Origin of the sequence: Algoriphagus sp. (assembly GCF_039969895.1) — a bacterium.
Taxonomy (GTDB): domain Bacteria; phylum Bacteroidota; class Bacteroidia; order Cytophagales; family Cyclobacteriaceae; genus Algoriphagus.
Genome location: NZ_JBDVMZ010000004.1, coordinates 45,714 through 62,760, shown reverse-complemented (window position 1 = coordinate 62,760; position 17,047 = coordinate 45,714). Strand labels below are relative to the sequence as shown.

14 protein-coding genes are annotated in these 17,047 nt (G+C 41.6%); 9 read left to right on the top strand and 5 right to left on the bottom strand.

Annotated features, from left to right (window positions below; all coding sequences use genetic code 11):
• The first annotated feature begins 33 nt into the window (after window positions 1–33).
• On the top strand, window positions 34–546 hold the full coding sequence (locus tag ABJH64_RS01290) for a hypothetical protein (protein ID WP_348274643.1): 513 nt from the start codon (window positions 34–36) through the stop codon (window positions 544–546).
• A 143-nt stretch (window positions 547–689) separates the two neighbouring features.
• Entirely contained in the window at window positions 690–2,531 is a 1,842-nt protein-coding gene (locus ABJH64_RS01285; protein WP_348334662.1) for a M1 family metallopeptidase, read from the top strand.
• Window positions 2,532–2,588: 57 nt separating this feature from the next.
• On the opposite strand, the gene ABJH64_RS01280 is transcribed toward ABJH64_RS01285, so the two are convergent.
• Window positions 2,589–2,765, bottom strand: a complete 177-nt coding sequence (locus ABJH64_RS01280; RefSeq protein WP_348274641.1) for a histone H1 — start codon at window positions 2,763–2,765, stop codon at window positions 2,589–2,591.
• A 100-nt stretch (window positions 2,766–2,865) separates the two neighbouring features.
• Window positions 2,866–4,116 carry an aminotransferase class I/II-fold pyridoxal phosphate-dependent enzyme gene (locus ABJH64_RS01275; RefSeq protein ID WP_348274640.1) on the bottom strand — a complete coding sequence of 417 codons (1,251 nt, stop codon included), beginning with the start codon at window positions 4,114–4,116 and terminating at the stop codon, window positions 2,866–2,868.
• Between the two features lie 177 nt (window positions 4,117–4,293).
• Here ABJH64_RS01275 and ABJH64_RS01270 point away from each other — a divergent pair, with 177 nt between their 5' ends.
• The 3 genes from ABJH64_RS01270 to ABJH64_RS01260 are packed head-to-tail and all read left to right on the top strand — an operon-like array spanning window position 4,294 to window position 7,661.
• Window positions 4,294–5,790 (top strand): acetyl-CoA carboxylase biotin carboxylase subunit, encoded by a 1,497-nt coding sequence (locus ABJH64_RS01270; protein WP_348299407.1) that lies wholly within the window; start codon window positions 4,294–4,296, stop codon window positions 5,788–5,790.
• A 1-nt stretch (window position 5,791) separates the two neighbouring features.
• Window positions 5,792–7,090: a DUF1015 domain-containing protein gene (locus tag ABJH64_RS01265; protein ID WP_348275839.1), complete on the top strand. Its 1,299-nt coding sequence runs from the start codon at window positions 5,792–5,794 to the stop codon at window positions 7,088–7,090.
• Window positions 7,071–7,661, top strand: a complete 591-nt coding sequence (locus tag ABJH64_RS01260) for a Maf family nucleotide pyrophosphatase (protein ID WP_348299406.1) — start codon at window positions 7,071–7,073, stop codon at window positions 7,659–7,661. The genes ABJH64_RS01265 and ABJH64_RS01260 overlap by 20 nt, the downstream gene beginning before the upstream one ends.
• 140 nt (window positions 7,662–7,801) lie before the next feature.
• On the opposite strand, the gene ABJH64_RS01255 is transcribed toward ABJH64_RS01260, so the two are convergent.
• From ABJH64_RS01255 to sdaAB, 3 genes are read right to left on the bottom strand one after another with little or no spacing between them, the layout of a single operon-like run.
• Entirely contained in the window at window positions 7,802–9,115 is a 1,314-nt protein-coding gene (locus ABJH64_RS01255) for an efflux RND transporter periplasmic adaptor subunit (protein ID WP_348275841.1), read from the bottom strand.
• Window positions 9,116–9,118: 3 nt separating this feature from the next.
• The gene (locus tag ABJH64_RS01250) at window positions 9,119–10,468 is read right to left on the bottom strand and encodes a TolC family protein (protein ID WP_348275842.1); all 1,350 of its coding nucleotides are present in this window, start codon (window positions 10,466–10,468) and stop codon (window positions 9,119–9,121) included.
• Window positions 10,469–10,486: 18 nt separating this feature from the next.
• The gene (gene sdaAB, locus ABJH64_RS01245) at window positions 10,487–11,164 is read right to left on the bottom strand and encodes an L-serine ammonia-lyase, iron-sulfur-dependent subunit beta (RefSeq protein ID WP_348275843.1); all 678 of its coding nucleotides are present in this window, start codon (window positions 11,162–11,164) and stop codon (window positions 10,487–10,489) included.
• A gap of 238 nt (window positions 11,165–11,402) precedes the next feature.
• On the opposite strand from sdaAB, the gene ABJH64_RS01240 reads away from it, so the two are divergent.
• From ABJH64_RS01240 to xylA, 4 genes are all read left to right on the top strand, one after another.
• The gene (locus ABJH64_RS01240; RefSeq protein ID WP_348275844.1) at window positions 11,403–12,143 is read left to right on the top strand and encodes an aminotransferase class IV; all 741 of its coding nucleotides are present in this window, start codon (window positions 11,403–11,405) and stop codon (window positions 12,141–12,143) included.
• Window positions 12,144–12,259: 116 nt separating this feature from the next.
• Window positions 12,260–13,903, top strand: a complete 1,644-nt coding sequence (locus ABJH64_RS01235) for a sodium/sugar symporter (RefSeq protein ID WP_348275845.1) — start codon at window positions 12,260–12,262, stop codon at window positions 13,901–13,903.
• A 14-nt stretch (window positions 13,904–13,917) separates the two neighbouring features.
• Window positions 13,918–15,420, top strand: a complete 1,503-nt coding sequence (locus tag ABJH64_RS01230; RefSeq protein WP_348275846.1) for an FGGY family carbohydrate kinase — start codon at window positions 13,918–13,920, stop codon at window positions 15,418–15,420.
• A 41-nt stretch (window positions 15,421–15,461) separates the two neighbouring features.
• On the top strand, window positions 15,462–16,775 hold the full coding sequence (gene xylA, locus ABJH64_RS01225) for a xylose isomerase (protein ID WP_348275847.1): 1,314 nt from the start codon (window positions 15,462–15,464) through the stop codon (window positions 16,773–16,775).
• Window positions 16,776–17,047 lie beyond the last annotated feature (272 nt).

The window sequence follows — 17,047 nt, the reverse complement described above, 5'->3', positions numbered from 1 at the left end:
ATATCTTTTCGTTGAGAAGTCAAAGCAAATCCTATGAAAAAGTTAAGTATTGCTATCATTTTACTTGCAGCTGTTTGGTCTTGTAGCGAATCTGATCCTGAGATTTATAATGGAAAGCAACTGGAGTACGAGTTAAATAAGACTAGCGAGTTTGATTATACGGGTAATGTGACAATCAAAGAGCTGACAGATGGTAACCTAGAATTGACGATACAGCTGGTAGGGGCCAAAAGTAATTCAGCCACATCTTTTCCTGCACACCTTCATTTCGGTAGTTATACCGACCCTGAAGCACCGATGGCATTGATGCTGAATCCAGTGAATGGCGCAGATCTCCAAAGCAAAACAATTTTAGGAGAGTTAATGAGTGGGGATAAATTGAGTTTTGAAGAAATGAAAAATTTTGATGGACACATCAAAGTCCATTTAGCCAGCGAAGGACCGGATTATCAAGTGATCTTAGTGGCTGGGAATGTAGGATCCAACTTCGATACATCGGTAGAATTTGATGCTTCGCAACTGAGTGTTTGTTCTCCTGACTTTTAAAAAACATTGGTTTTATTATTATCTAAAGGCAGCCGTTCAGGTTGCTTTTTTTTTGTCATCAGGCAAATCTGTATAAACGATTTTTTACGGATGGTTTGGCTTCGTTTTGTGATTTGATTTTCTTTAGGGAAAAATTAATCACTATGCATACTAATTTGGCAAAGCCTATCACAGGGCTTTTTCTTTTGATGGTACTTAGTAGCGGGCTCTTCGCCCAGACGGGGAGATTCCAACAAGCTGCTAGTTATCAAATGGACATCGATATGAATGTCCAAACTAATCAATACACAGGTACCCAAGTATTGACTTATACCAACAATTCTCCTGACACCCTAGATAGAGTGTTCTATCATTTGTACTTCAATGCTTTCCAGCCTGGAAGTATGATGGACGAGAGGTCTAGAAGCATCGCTGATCCAGACCGAAGAGTAGGAGATCGCATCAGCAAATTGAAGCCTGATGAAATTGGTTTCTTGAGAGTAAACAGTCTGAAAATGAATGGAAAAGATGTGGTTTACAATGAAGTAGGGACAATTTTGGAAGTAGATCTATCTACCCCAATTCTACCAAATACCACCGTGAAATTTGACATGTCATTCACCGGTCAAGTGCCAGTGCAGATCAGAAGATCAGGAAGAGACAGTGCTGAGGGTGTGAGATATTCTATGGCGCAGTGGTATCCTAAAATGTCTGAGTATGATGAGCAGGGATGGCATGCCAACCCTTACATAGGACGAGAATTCTATGGTATCTGGGGGGATTTTGATATCAAAATCACTATTGACAAAACCTATGTACTAGGAGGAACTGGCTACGTTCAAAATCCAAACGAAGTTGGTCATGGCTATGAAGATGCTGGTGCGAAAGTGACTCCACCTAAAGGAGATAAACTAACCTGGCATTTCAACGCTCCTAAAGTAACTGATTTCATGTGGGCTGCTGATCCAAAATATCGTCATGATAAATTAGTGATGGATAATGGGGTGACAGTTCATCACTTGTATATTCCTACACCTGACGTCACTGAGAATTGGGTGAAGCTAATGGACTATACGCCAAAGGCAATTGAGTATATGTCTGAGCATTTCGGCGAATACCCATACAAGCAATATTCTGTGATTCAAGGAGGCGATGGTGGGATGGAATATCCAATGTCAACCCTTGTCACTGGTGGTAGAAATCTAAGTAGCCTGGTGGGTGTGATGGCGCACGAACTTGGACATAGCTGGTATCAAGGTGTGATCGCTACCAACGAAGCGTTATATCCATGGATGGATGAAGGTTTTGCTAGTTATGCTGCTGCTTTGACCATGGCTGAGATCTTCAAACCTAATGATAACCCGTTGAGAGGCTCCTACGCTGGATATTTCAGATTGGCTAAATCAGGCAAAGAAGAACCGATGAGTACACATAGTGATCACTATGACACCAATGGATCTTATAGTGCCGCAGCTTACTCTAAAGGAGCAGTGTTTTTAGCTCAAATGGGGTATATCATCGGTGAAGAAGCTAGAGATAAGGGAATACTTAGCTATTGGAACACTTGGGGATTCAAGCATCCTAATGCAAATGACTTCATCCGAATCATGGAGAAGGAAAGTGGATTGGAATTGGATTGGTACAAAGAGTACTTTGTCTATACCACTAAGACGATCGATTATGGTATAAAAGAAATGAAAGCTGCAGGTGATCAATCAGACATAACGCTAGAGCGCATAGGGCTGATGCCAATGCCTATAGACCTGGTGATCACTTATAAGGATGGATCTAAAGAGATGGTGTACTTGCCTCTGGAAATTATGCGTGGGGAAAAGCCAGCAGAGGCGGGAGCTCCACAGAGGATAATTTCTCAGGATTGGCCATGGACTAATCTTACAAAAACGATCAGAATCAATAAGAAGGCTGATTCAATTAAATCAATCGAGATTGATCCGACTAGCAGACTAGCAGATATCAATCCGGATAATAATAAGGTGGAGTATTAAACTTCACTAGAAGGCATAAAAAAAGGCGACTAAATGTCGCCTTTTTTTTAGATCAGATTATCCTGCATTTTTCTTGTCCTGAACTTCTTTACGAATTTCCTGTGCCATGTTTTTCAAGTCTTGCATTCCTTTTCTAACACGGGTACCAGCTGCTGAATTACCTTTTTCGTAGAACTTTTCAAAGTCATCTTTTAGACCGTTTACAAGTTCGCTAACCTCACTGAATCTGCTCATAGTAAAAGTTTTTTTTGAAGTTGATGATAAGTTTATTTTCATTCAATATAGCCCAAATACTTGCTAAATCAATCCTGAGGGCATTTTTTTTGAGAAAAAATTACTCTCCAAATGAAATTGCCAACTTTGAGTTTTTATAAAACCCACTAGTCAATTTCTCTTTTATCGCTGCAAATGCTGTGACTGTTTCTTCCACATCTTCTAAGGTATGAACAGCGGTAGGAATTAATCTCAAGATAATCATGCCTTTAGGTACCACAGGATAGATCACTACAGAGCAGAAGATCCCGTAGTTTTCTCTTAGATCCTGAGTCAAAGCTGCTGCTTCACCCACAGTTCCATTAAGTACAACTGGAGTCACTGGAGAATTAGATTTTCCCGTGCTGAATCCATTGTCATGAAGACCTTTTCTTAATGCATGTACGATTTTCCAAAGATCATCCTTCAGTTCTGGCTGAGTTTTCAATAGCTCCAGACGCTTCAATGCACCTTTCACTAATAGCATTGGTAGAGATTTGGCAAAGATCTGAGAACGCATATTGTATCTTAGGTACAAAATAACCTCTGGATCACCTGCGATAAATGCACCTATACTCGCCATAGATTTAGCAAAAGTAGAGAAGTAAAGATCCACTTGATCTTGTACGCCTTGTTCCTCGTCAGTACCGGCTCCAGTTTTACCTAGGGTACCAAAGCCATGCGCATCGTCAATCAAAAGTCTAAAGTCAAATTTCTTTTTCAACTCAACGATTTCTTTCAACTTACCTTGATCTCCTGTCATACCAAAGACACCTTCAGTGATTACAAGAATTCCACCACCAGTTTCATTGGCTAGTTTGGTAGCGCGTTCTAACTGTTTTTCGCAGTTTTCTATATCGTTGTGAGGGAAAACGTAGCGCTTACCCAAGTGCATTCTAAGTGCATCGATGATACAGGCATGACATTCCGAGTCATAGACTACCACATCTTTTCTATCAAGAAGCGAGTCGATCACAGACATGATACCCTGGTATCCGTAATTCAATAAATAGGCTTTTTCTTTGTTGACAAAAGCTGCCAATTCGTCCTCAAGTTGTTCGTGTAGCGTAGTTTGGCCAGACATCATACGCGCACCCATAGGATAAGCTGCACCATATTCTGCGGCTGCATCTGCATCAGCTTTACGTACTTCAGGATGATTTGCTAGGCCTAAGTAATTATTTAGACTCCAGGTTAGAACATTCTTCCCTTGAAATTTCATTCTTGGAGCAATTTCCCCTTCTAGTTTTGGGAAAGAGAAATAGCCGTCTGCAAACTCCGAGTGTTTGCCCAAAGGGCCCATGTTCATTTTTAATTTTGCAAATAGATCCAAAGTGTTTCGAATTTAAGTGATAAGGGATTTAATGATCTGTTCATTAAACCCGCCAAAAATAAAACTTTAAAGCCTGCCAAGCAAAAAACCGCGCTGAAACAAATGATTCTTTATAAAGCCCAGAATATTTTCTTTATTTGCCGTAACCCAAAAATATAGCTTATAATACCAGAGAGAATGGCAAAAATTAAAAAGATACTAGTAGCAAACAGAGGAGAGATCAGCTTGCGGATCATGCGCACGGCTAAGGAGATGGGCATTGCCACGGTGGCCGTTTATAGTGAGGCAGATAGACTTTCCCCACATGTACTTTTCGCAGATGAAGCGGTGTGCTTAGGCCCACCCGCATCCTCCAAATCTTATTTATTAGGTGATAAAATAATTAAAGTATGTAAGGAACTAGCGGTGGATGCTATCCATCCAGGTTATGGATTTCTTTCAGAAAACGCAGATTTTGCTCGAAAAGTAACTCAGGCAGGGTTGATTTTTATCGGTCCTTCTCCGGAAGCAATAGAGGTAATGGGTAGTAAGCTAGCTGCAAAACAAGCAGTGGCAAAGTACGATATCCCACTTGTACCTGGTACCGAGCAGGCAATTTCGGACATTGGGGTGGCCAAAAAACGTGCTGATGAAATAGGCTATCCGATTCTGATCAAAGCGAGTGCTGGAGGAGGAGGAAAAGGGATGCGAATCGTGGAGAACGAAGAGGAATTCGAAGAGCAAATGCATCGGGCGGTCAGTGAAGCCCAGTCCTCATTCGGTGACAGTGCGGTTTTTATAGAAAAATACATCAGCTCGCCTAGGCATATTGAGATCCAAGTATTAGGTGACCAGCAAGGTAATATGGTTTACTTGTTTGAGCGGGAATGCTCTATTCAGAGGAGACATCAGAAATTGATAGAAGAAGCTCCCTCTGCGGTAGTATCACCAGCCATGAGAAAAGCCATGGGAGAAGCTGCGGTAGGAGTGGCCAAAGCTTGTGACTACTACGGAGCAGGAACGGTGGAATTTATAGTAGATGGAGATCTGAATTTCTTTTTCCTAGAAATGAATACCAGACTTCAAGTGGAGCATCCCGTGACTGAGATGATCACTGGAAAAGATCTTGTCCGTGAGCAAATCCTAATTGCCGAGGGGAAATCGCTTTCTTTTTCTCAGGAAGAATTAAAGATCCATGGCCATGCGCTGGAGGTTCGTGTATATGCAGAAGATCCTAAAAACAACTTTCTTCCTGACATTGGTAGGCTTGAAACTTACAGACGTCCCCAAGGCGCAGGAATCCGAGTGGATGATGGCTTCGAGGAAGGAATGGACATCCCCATTTACTATGATCCGATGATAGCAAAACTGATCACGTATGCCGAAACCCGTGATGCTGCCATAGAAAAAATGGTACGCGCTATTGATGATTACAAGATCGTAGGAATCCAGACAACCCTTGATTTTTGCAAATTTGCTATACAGCACGAAGCATTTGTAAGTGGTGCTTTTGATACGAAGTTTGTAGAAAATTATTTTACACCGGCCGTTTTGGCTCAGCATATAACAGAGGCTGAAATGGAGTTGCTTTCCGCCTTGGCGGTGGAATTCTTTGTCAAAAACAAGCCATCTGAAAGCTTGAAGTCGGAACAAAGGTCTGCCCAAGAATCAGCTTGGAGAACTAGACTTCGCTAAGATGGCAGAGATTTTACCATTAAAGGCTTGGCGCTATGCCGAGTCTTTGACTCCGAAAATGGAGGAATTGACAGCACCCTTATTTGATGTGGTCTCCGCACGTCAGCGTCAGTTACTTTATGAAAATCCGTTGAACAGTATTCATTTATCTGTTCCAACTGGTGAGGATCCAGCTCAGAATGCCTTGGAAACGCTGATTAAATGGAAATCAACGCATATCATTCAGCAGGACATACAGCCTGGAATTTATGTTTATTACCAATATTTCCGACTGCCAGGTGAGCATGATGAGCGATGCAGAAAGGGATTTATTGCTCAGATAAAAGCCTACGATTGGAGCGACCAGGTCATTCTCAGACATGAGAATACGATATCTTCTGCAGTGAATGACCGGATAGAATTGCTTCGCAAAACTCAAATTCAAGCGAGTCCTACCCATGGGCTATATGAAGATTGCGATGAGCAATTAGAGCATTACATGGATGAGGCAATTCTTAATCCTCTCTATGAGCTGGAAGATTATCAAGGTGTGCGAGAGGTGATGGGATTGATTCAGGACCCTGAGGTGATCAGCCATTTTTTACGAGTTTTGAAAGACAAACAAGTTATCCTAGCAGATGGGCATCATAGACTGGAAGGAGCCATAGCGTATCGTAAAGCGATGCAAGGAACATTGCCAGAAGCTACCTGGAAGGGCTATGAATATCACTTGATGTACCTAACTAATACCAGTGGTAATCATCTGAAGATCCTTCCCACGCATCGGTTGTTTTATGGACTGGAGATGACTCAAGAGCTTTTCTTGACTAAAATCCAAGATTGGTTTGAGGTGAAAAAATTTGCGGATCCGGAAGAGTTGGGTACTTATGCTTTCCACAAACAACATACCTTTGGGCTAGTGATGGGAGAGGAGAGCTATATGCTGAAGTTGAAATCCGGAAAAATAAATGAGTTCAATCAACAGCTACCCGAAAGCATTCGAGTACTGGATTTGGCAGTTCTTCATGAAGTTCTTTTTGACAGAATAATAGGAATTCCGGTAGCAGATCAGCGGAATTCAGATCAACTTACCTATGAGCGAAACTTCTCTAGATGTATTCAGGAGGTAAGGTCAGGCAAGGCAAGTTTTGCAGTGATCACTAGAGAATTAGAGATGGAGCAGGTGTTAGAAGTATGCAGGAGTGGGCAGGTGATGCCTCAGAAATCCACCTATTTCTACCCTAAGGCGCTGGGCGGTTTGCTTTTCGCTAGTATTAAACAAGATGAATTTGATTACGATTATGGATCCTTTTTTAAGTAATCTCTCCACCAGAAAAATTATTCTGGCTTCCAATTCGCCTAGGCGTCAGGAACTTTTGAAAGGTTTGGAAGTGGAATTCGATGTCAGAACTAATGAAGTAGATGAGACCGTCCCGAAGGATATTCAAGCAGACTATGTCGCTGCTTACCTTTCCAAATTGAAGTCGGATTCCTTCACAGCTCAGCTCACTGAAAATGAAATTCTGATCACCTCAGATACTGTGGTAATAGCATCAGGGCATGTGCTCGGAAAGCCTACTACTGAAGAGGAAGCATTTGACATGTTGAAGAGCCTGTCGGGTTCTACCCACAAGGTGATGACAGCTGTGACGATTAGAGATAGCGCTCGTCAGATCACTCTGGAGGATGAGACGATGGTGACTTTTAGATTTCTGGAAGAAGAAGAAATCTGGCATTATATCCGCAAGTACCTACCCATGGACAAAGCAGGAGCCTATGGAATTCAAGAATGGATAGGATTTATAGGCGTGGAACGCATCGAGGGTTCTTACTATACGGTGATGGGCTTTCCGCTTCATTTAGTCTATGCTCAATTGAAAAAATGGGTGTAATGGATTGAATCATTCTTTACTTTATCTTGAGGTAAATACTCAATTTTTCCCTAATCGAAAATGCCCTGTGAAAATCAATTCACAGGGCATTTTTTCATATTCCAAAATACTAATAGGGGAAAATCTCCGCAAATTATAGCTTAATCTTTCTTGACGGCCGTTATTTTCCCTTCTGCAGCAGTTACTTTATCACCTTCTTTTAGGTCTTTGCTCACGATGAAGTAGGGGCCAGAAATGATTTGCTCCCCTTCTTCTAATCCTTCTAACACCTCGATATTTTGAAAGTCAGAGATACCCGTTTTTATTTCTTTCAATTTGGCTACGCCACCATCATTGATGAATACTAATTCTTTGGCGCGTGTGGTTCCTGCCAATAAAGTATCCTGCTTGCTTTCTCTTGTCGTTACAGCTGCTAGAGGAACAGAGAGTACGTTATTTTTAGAATTAGTAAGAATCTCCACAGAAGCTGTCATTCCAGGACGGAAAGGATACTTTTTCCCTTCATTGACCAAGTCCTGATAGGAGTCATTCAAAATTCTGATTTTGACTTTAAACTCCGTCACAGCATCTGATGAAGCTTTTACGTTAGCTGTGTTAGCTATGCTAGTCACAATTCCTTTGAAGGTCTTACCAGTATAGTTGTAAGAATCTACGTCGATGATAGTCGTATCGCCCAAGGACAATCTCACGATATCATTCTCGTTTACATCCACGCGCACTTCCATTTTGGAAAGGTCAGCGATAGTTAGCATTTCCGTACCAGCCATTTGCGCAGTCCCTACTACACGTTCTCCTTGCTCTACCAATAAATTAGAAACAATTCCACTCACCGGAGAATACACGTTAGTCAATCGTAAGTTTTCTGATGCTTCATCTACTGAAGCCTGAGAGCTTTTCACCACAAATTCAGATGCTCTAACACTTTGCTTTGCAGCTTCTAGATCCTTCTGAGCAGAAATGAAGGTTGCTTCAGCCTGCTCGAAATCTGAATCAGAAATTGCCTTTTGCTCGTAAAGGCTTTTTTGTCTTTTGTAATTCTGCTCTGCTTGAGTAAACTGCGCTTCAGATCTCTGTAGCGCGGCACGAGACTGAGCTAGATTAGCTTGCTGCTGATTGAAGTTAGCCTTGGTTCTGTCCAATGCTGAGATAAAGTTGTCAGGTCTAATTTTGACTAGCAACATACCTACGGATACTGAGTCTCCTTCTTGTACATTGAGTGAGATAATCTCACCAGCAACGTCTGGACTAAGATTTACCTCAACTTCAGGTTGGATTTCGCCTGAGGCACTTACTTTCTCCACAATTGAAACTCGCTTGGCTGTGGTTACTTCCACTTGAGTTTCCTTATCTCCTCCGACCCAACCTGCATTCCGGGCGATCACTGCAAAAATTACGAGTACTACTATTCCTCCTACGAGGTAATACAATAGCTTATTTGATTTCTTATTAGCCATGATTTAGTTAAGATTAATTGGATTGCCCAGGTAAAAATCAAGAACTTTTACTCTGAAGATGTATGTGTATTTAGCGTTTAACAAATTAGCTTGTGCATTGAAAAGGTTATTTTGCGCTACCTGAAAGTCAACTGAATTGATTGCACCTAGGTCAAACCTTTGCTGAGATATTCTGAAGGTTTCTTCTAAACTACTAACCTGTATCAATGATGATTCGTATGTCAACTGTGCTGCTAAGGCGCTGTTGTACGCAGTTTCTATTTCATTTCGAAGTTGATTTTCTACTTCCAACGCTGCTACTTCAGAGATTTGCTGCTGTACTCTTGCGCGCTGCAATGATGCTTTATTATTAAACTGGGAGAAAATGGGGATGGAAAGATTGAGGTTTAAAGATTGGGACAGGTTATTTTTAATTTGTCCATTGAAACTAGGATCTTGGTCTGGCCTTACTTTATCTACATAATTGGAGAAAACATTCGCCCCTAATCCTAATGAAGGAAGATACGCTCCTTTTGCAATTTTAACCCCGTAAGCCGCACTTTCTATGTTTACCTCAGCCGCCCTTATTTCAGGCATGATCTCTACAGCTGTCTCGAAGATATCTTTAGGTGTCTCTGTCGCCATTAGCAATTTATTTATTTCAAACTCTGGCTCCACCACTGCAAAGTCAGATGTGAATGGGATCTGAAGTGCCTGAGCAAGATTAAGCTTCGAAATATTATAATTGTTTTGAGCATTTACCAAATTCACTTGGTTGGTCGCATTTTGTGCTTGCACGTCTAATTGATCAGATAGGGGAAGAGATCCTGCTTCCACAAGCTTGGTTGTTCTCGCCAATTGGTCCGTAGTGGATGCCAGTTGGTTCTCTGCTATGTTTACTTGCTCTCTGTTAAATACCACGTTAATAAACAAATTAATGATATTTAATGTGATATCATTTTTAGTTGCTTCAATGTTGTAAAGACCAGCTTCTAAATTTAACTTACTTTGGTTTAGATTATTTGTTATTCGGCTACCGCTATAGATGGAAATGTTTGAGTTGGCAGATAAGTTAATATTCCCAATCCTTCCAACCTCAAACAGGTTATTCGCAGGATTTATGGATCTACCCCAGCGGAAGCCTGTGCTTGCTCCAGTTGATAATGTAGGGAGTCTCGCTCCTTTATTTTGTAAAACTGTTGCTTCAGTGGAAAGTTGGTTTAGCTCGCTTCTTTTTAGCGTCAAGTTGTTATTCAGAGCGGTTTCAACAGCAGTTTCCAGAGTTATGGGAAAGTCAGGAATGACTGCTTCTTGTGCGCTAGTTGAAAAACATATCCCAGACGCCAAGGTAAAGCCTAGTAGGTATTTTCTCATGGTGTAGTTAATTGTGTATTAAAGGTCAATGTCGGGTATATATATTAATTCAGTAATCCACGGTAGGGATTTAAGGTATTCTAGCGTAATGTCTCTAATGCCTGAGTCCATTTCTATCACGTGGCAAGCCAAATCATGTTTGCCTTTTCTGGATACAGACATGGTAGCAATATTGGCTTTGGATTGGGCTATCACTGCAGATATAAATGCAATAGCGCCTGAAATATCCTCTGCTTTAATGATAAGGGTGTGATCAGCCGCGGAAAAATTAGCTACGAAACCGTCCACTTCCGAGATGTTAATCACTCCTCCACCCAGACTTTCTCCTACCACTTCCACTGATCTATCACCTTTTTTCAGGTTTAGCTTGATTGTATTCGGATGGTGAATAGAGGAATTCCCAATAGATTTGAAGCGATAAGTGAATCCCACTTCTTTGGCGATTTCAAGAGCATTTTTGATGTTGGCATCATCTGTTTTAAAGTCCATCAATCCGCCTATGATTGCACGATCACTTCCATGTCCTTCGTATGTCCTTGCAAATGAATTATAAAAAGTGATGGTAGCATCGTCTGGTTTTGCTCCCAACACACGAATAGCAGCTCTTGCGATTCTCACTACTCCTGCAGTATGGGATGAAGAAGGGCCTATCATTATGGGTCCAATCATATCAAAAACGCTACTTTTATTTGCCATCTGAATCTTGTATTCCAATTTTAATGCTAAGGTAAAATCGTTCTTAGGATTTCAGACGATTATATGTAATTATTGTATAGATCTGGTTTAAATGGTAGCATGTTTACATAGTTTAACATGATTACAAATTTACAACTCAGTGCTTTGACCGATTATGAACACTTTTATGAACGAAACCGAAACAATCTTTCAAAAATCACCTTCTAGCGATACATGGTTCTGCCAAGATACCATAAAATTGCCAAACAGAGCGACGAGTTTTGGTGATGGCTTGTTTGAAACGATGGTTTGGGATGGGGTAACTATCCGATTTTATGACATGCATAGGAATCGCCTGTTAGGCGGAATGGAAGTCCTAGGTATGGATGTTACGCAGATACATTTTGAAGGATTAAATGATTTACTAACCACGAATTTTTCTGGTGAGAAAAAACGAATCAGGTGGACTGTTTTTAGAGATGGTGCAGGAAAGTATAGTCCGGAAACCTCACGCGTGAATCAGCTTGTTCAACTAAGTGAATTTGTCAAAGCTCCTAAACTCAAACGTGAAGTAGGTGCCTCCGATAGAACACAACTCTTCCCAACCGTTTGGTCATCTTTTAAATCTTTAAACTCCCTTCCATACGTATTGGCAAATCAAGAAAGAAAGGATAGAGGCTGGGACGAAATCATCCTCTTGGATTATCGAGGATACATTTCCGAGGCGGGTGCCTCCAATATTTTTTGGATAAAAAAGGGAACGGTATTTACGCCTTCCTTAAGTTGTAGCTGTATAGATGGAGTGAGTAGGAGGGTGATTTTGGAACATTTAGTACAGAACGCTATTTCATACGTGGAAGGGGAGTTTTTACTTTCCGAAATAGAGGATGCAGAGCTTGTTTTTGTGAGCAATTGCACAGGTATCAGCTATCTGCAGAAATTCAGAACCAAAACCTATTCCACCGATCCACCTGAATTTTTGAAAGATATTTTGGTTTGATTTTTAAATAGGAAAAATTTATTGAGCTTATCATGAAAATATTATCTTTATCGGCCTATTCTAATAAGATTAGTCGATTACCCAAACTAACTGCCCAAAACCTAACCTAACACTTCATGCTTTTAGAACCTTTAGATTTAGTCGTTTTTATCGGCTATTGTTTGCTCATCATTGGGATGGGCATTTTTGTGTCACGAGAGAAAAAAGGACACGTAAAAAACTCCTCCGATTACTTTCTAGCTTCCAAAGCGCTCCCTTGGTGGGCAGTAGGAGCATCTTTGATCGCTTCCAATATTTCTGCGGAGCAGTTTATCGGGATGTCAGGATCTGGCTTCGCTTTGGGATTGGCTATCTCCACCTATGAATGGATGGCCGCAGTGACCTTATTGGTAGTTGCGATTTTCTTCCTGCCGGTTTATATCAAAAAAGGTATTTATACCATGCCTGGTTTCTTGCTGGATCGATATGATACTAGGGTGAGAACTACCATGGCAATCTTCTGGCTACTGCTCTATGTTTTTGTGAATCTTACTTCTGTCCTTTACTTGGGTGCGTTGAGTTTGAATACCATTTTGAATGTGCCAATGGGCTATGGAATCTTTGGTTTGGCGATGTTTGCCATGATTTATTCCATCTATGGAGGACTCAAAGCGGTAGCGTGGACAGATGTGATTCAGGTGGTTTTCCTGATTGCAGGGGGACTTGCTACTACTTACATCGCACTACAAATGGTCGGTAGTGGTGACGCCTGGGATGGTCTGAATCTTTTGAGAAGAGAAGTTCCGGGTCATTTTTCCATGATTTTGTCTAAAGGTGAAATGATGATTCCGGATGGGGCAGGAGGTACTCGTGATGCATACCTTGACCTTCCGGGTATTTCTGTGCTAGTGGGAGGGATGTGGATCACCAATTTGAGCTATTGGGGTTTCAATCAATACATCACCCAAAGAGCTCTAGCAGCAAAAAGCCTTGATGAAGCTCAGAAAGGGATGATTTTCGCAGGCTTCCTGAAGTTGCTTATGCCTTTGATCGTAGTAATACCAGGGATTGCAGCGTATGTTATTGTCTCCAATGGGATTGACACAGGTTTTATAGAATCTATGAAAGATCCTGTGACGGGCTTGGTGAAGTCAGACAGGGCTTATCCTACCTTGCTCCAGCTTTTACCGGTAGGTTTAAAAGGACTTGCATTTGCGGCCTTGACGGCAGCGATTGTATCTTCTCTAGCCTCTATGGCGAATAGTACTTCTACTATTTTCACCATGGATATTTTCAATAAATACATAGATAGAGATGCTTCTGAGGCCAAGCAGGTGAAGGTTGGCCGGATCACTGCATTGGTAGCTTTCGGTGTAGCCTCGCTAGTTGCTCCTGCCTTAGGTGCGCTGGATCAGGCATTTCAGTTTATTCAAGAATACACAGGATTCATCAGTCCAGGCGTATTTGCTATTTTCTTCTTTGGTGTTTTCTGGAAAAAAACAACTTCCAATGCAGCTTTGACGGGTGCGGCTTTGAGTATTCCGCTTTCTGTGGTATTGAAGGTAGTTTTCCCTGCTTTGCCATTCATCGATAGAATGGGGGTTGTATTTTTGATTCTTGCTGCGCTGATGATTGTCATCAGTTTGGTAGAAGGTAAAGGTAAAGACCATCCAAACAGCATCGAGATAACTAAAGAGCTGTTTAGCACTAGTACTACATTTAAAATTGGAGCGGTGCTAATTGCAGGTATTACTGCTGCATTGTATATCGTATTCTGGTAAAGAAAATTAGATAAATGAGACAATTATTATTAGGTATTGACCTAGGAAGCTCTTCTGTCAAAACTTCCATACTTGATGTAGATTCCGGAAAGGCGTTGATTTCCAAATCATTTCCTGAAGAGGAAATGATCATAGATTCGCCTGAAAAAGGCTGGGCAGAACAAGATCCCGAGACTTGGTGGAAGTACGTACAGCATTCTATCCGCTATGTACTTAGTAAAACTTCTGTCAAAAAGGGAGAACTAAAAGGAATCGGTATAGCCTACCAAATGCACGGTTTGGTACTCGTAGATTCCGATCAGAACGTCATTAGACCATCTATTATATGGTGTGATAGTCGAGCTGTAGGTATTGGGGAAAAAGCCTTCAGGGATCTGGGCGAGGAGTATTGCCTGAAAAACCTGCTGAATTCCCCTGGGAATTTCACGGCATCTAAGCTTCGCTGGGTGATAGAAAATGAACCTGAGTTGGCCGCCAAAATCCATAAAATGATGCTTCCTGGGGATTTCATTGCTATGAAAATAAGCGGTGAGATTGTCACATCAGAAACAGGATTGTCAGAAGGGATTTTTTGGGATTTCCAGAAAAATGGTTTGAGTAATGAGGTTTTGGAAAATTATAAAATTGCAAAATCATGGATACCTGAAGTAGTTCCTTCCTATTCTATACAAGGGAGAGTGTCTGCCTTGGCTTCTGAGGTTACTGGATTGGAAGAAGGGGTTCCTATTTCTTACCGCGCTGGAGATCAGCCTAATAATGCTTTTTCGCTTCAAGTATTAAAACCGGGGGAATTGGCTACCACAGCCGGTACTTCTGGTACCGTTTATGGAGTTTCGGATCAGCCGCTTTATGATCCCCTATCACGGGTGAATACCTTTGTTCACGTCAATCATACTCCCGAAAAACCATCCTATGGAGTTCTACTTTGTGTGAATGGAACAGGTATTTTGAACAGCTGGATGAAGAAGGTCATGGGTGCTGCCCGAATAGAGTATGAAGAAATGAATACCATTGGAAGTTCCGCGCCAATTGGCTCGGAGGGATTGACCTTCATACCTTTCGGAAATGGCGCAGAAAGAATTCTTGAAAATAAACAGGTAGGAGCCCATTTGCTAGGCATAGACTTGCTCAAGCATGACAAAAGGCATATGATTCGGGCTGGGCAAGAAGGTATTGTTTCGGCTTTGACCTTTGGTTTTCGGATCATGCAGGATATGGGGCTAGATCTCAAAACTGTCAAAGCAGGCAAAGCAAATATGTTTCTGAGCCCACTGTTCCGCAAAACATTTGTTCACATGAACAAAGTCGTCCTGGAATTGTACGATACGGATGGTGCGCAGGGAGCAGCTCGGGGAGCAGGGATAGGCGCGGGAATATTTGCCACTGAAGCGGAGGCTTTTGTAGGCCTTTCTTTACTAGAAACTATAGAACCCAACGAGCAGTTTTTCGAGCCTTATGAGGAAGTCTATATCAATTGGAAAGCTAAGTTGGAAACAGTTCAAAAAATGAATTTATAATCGAATTTCAAACCTATATAACACAATAAACCATCGTAAACATGTCAAAATCTTACTTTTCATCAATCGACAAAATACCTTTCGAAGGTAAAGAAAGTGATAACCCATTAGCCTTTAGATACTACGACGAAAATCGTGTGATCGGAGGAAAAACAATGAAGGAACACTTTAAATTTTCTATAGCCTACTGGCATTCCTTCTGTGGAACGGGCGGTGATCCATTCGGCCCAGGTACAATCGTGCATCCATGGGATGCTGCTGCAGACCCTATTCAGCGTGCCAAAGACAAAATGGATGCGGCTTTCGAATTCATCACCAAGATCGGGGCTCCTTATTACTGCTTCCATGACATCGACTTGATCGATGAAGGAAATAGTATCGCTGAATACGAAAAAAGAATGCAAGCTATCACTGAGTATGCGAAGCAAAAGCAGGCTGACACTGGCGTTAAATTGCTTTGGGGTACTGCAAATGTGTTCAGCAACCCTCGATACATGAATGGAGCATCCACTAATCCAGACTTCAATGTGGTAGCTTGGGCAGGTACTCAGGTGAAAAATGCCATCGACGCCACTATCGCGCTGAATGGAGAGAATTATGTGTTCTGGGGTGGTCGTGAGGGCTATATGTCTTTACTAAATACCGACATGAAACGTGAAACTGAACATCTGGCTCAGTTCCTCACCATGTCTCGTGACTATGCCAGAAAGAACGGGTTCAAAGGAACCTTCTTCATTGAACCTAAGCCTATGGAGCCTACTAAGCATCAATACGATTACGATGCAGCGACGGTGATTGGCTTCTTGAGACAGCATGGTTTGGATAAGGATTTCAAATTGAATATTGAGGTAAATCATGCGACATTGGCGGGTCATACCTTCCAGCACGAATTGCAAGTCTGTGCAGATGCAGGCATGCTCGGAAGTATAGATGCTAACAGAGGTGATTACCAAAATGGATGGGATACTGACCAGTTTGCCATGAACTTGCAGGAAATGACTGAGGCTATGTTGGTGATTTTGACTTCAGCAGGGATCCAAGGCGGAGGAGTGAACTTCGATGCGAAAATCAGAAGAAACTCCACAGATATGGAAGATTTATTTCTGGCCCATATTGGAAGCATGGACACTTTCGCTAGAGGAATGCTGATCGCGCAGGACATATTGGATAAATCTGATTACCTCGCGCGTAGAAAAAATCGCTATGCGAGCTTTGACTCGGGAAAGGGTAAGTCTTTCGAAACAGGAAAACTTACCCTGGAAGATTTAAGAAATCATGCTGCTGAGGTGGGTGAACCAATTCAGACCAGCGGAAAACAAGAATATTTCGAAAATCTCCTGAATAGATTTATCTAAGTATCTTTTTCAACTATTTTCTAAAAGTCCGATTGAAATGCTTCAATCGGACTTTTTTTCTGAATAAATAAGTGACGAATAGGATTATTCCAAAGGCTTCCAGTTGACTTACATTCCTTGCCAATCATGTCGGAAGACCGGTGACCGATGCGGACTCAATTCTTAAGTTTGATATTTCCTAGGGTACATTTGCCTCTCACCTAGTAAAATTGCAGAGATACATCTTGATAAAAAGCAAAATTTCACTTCCTAAAGGAGTTGTTTATTTTAAT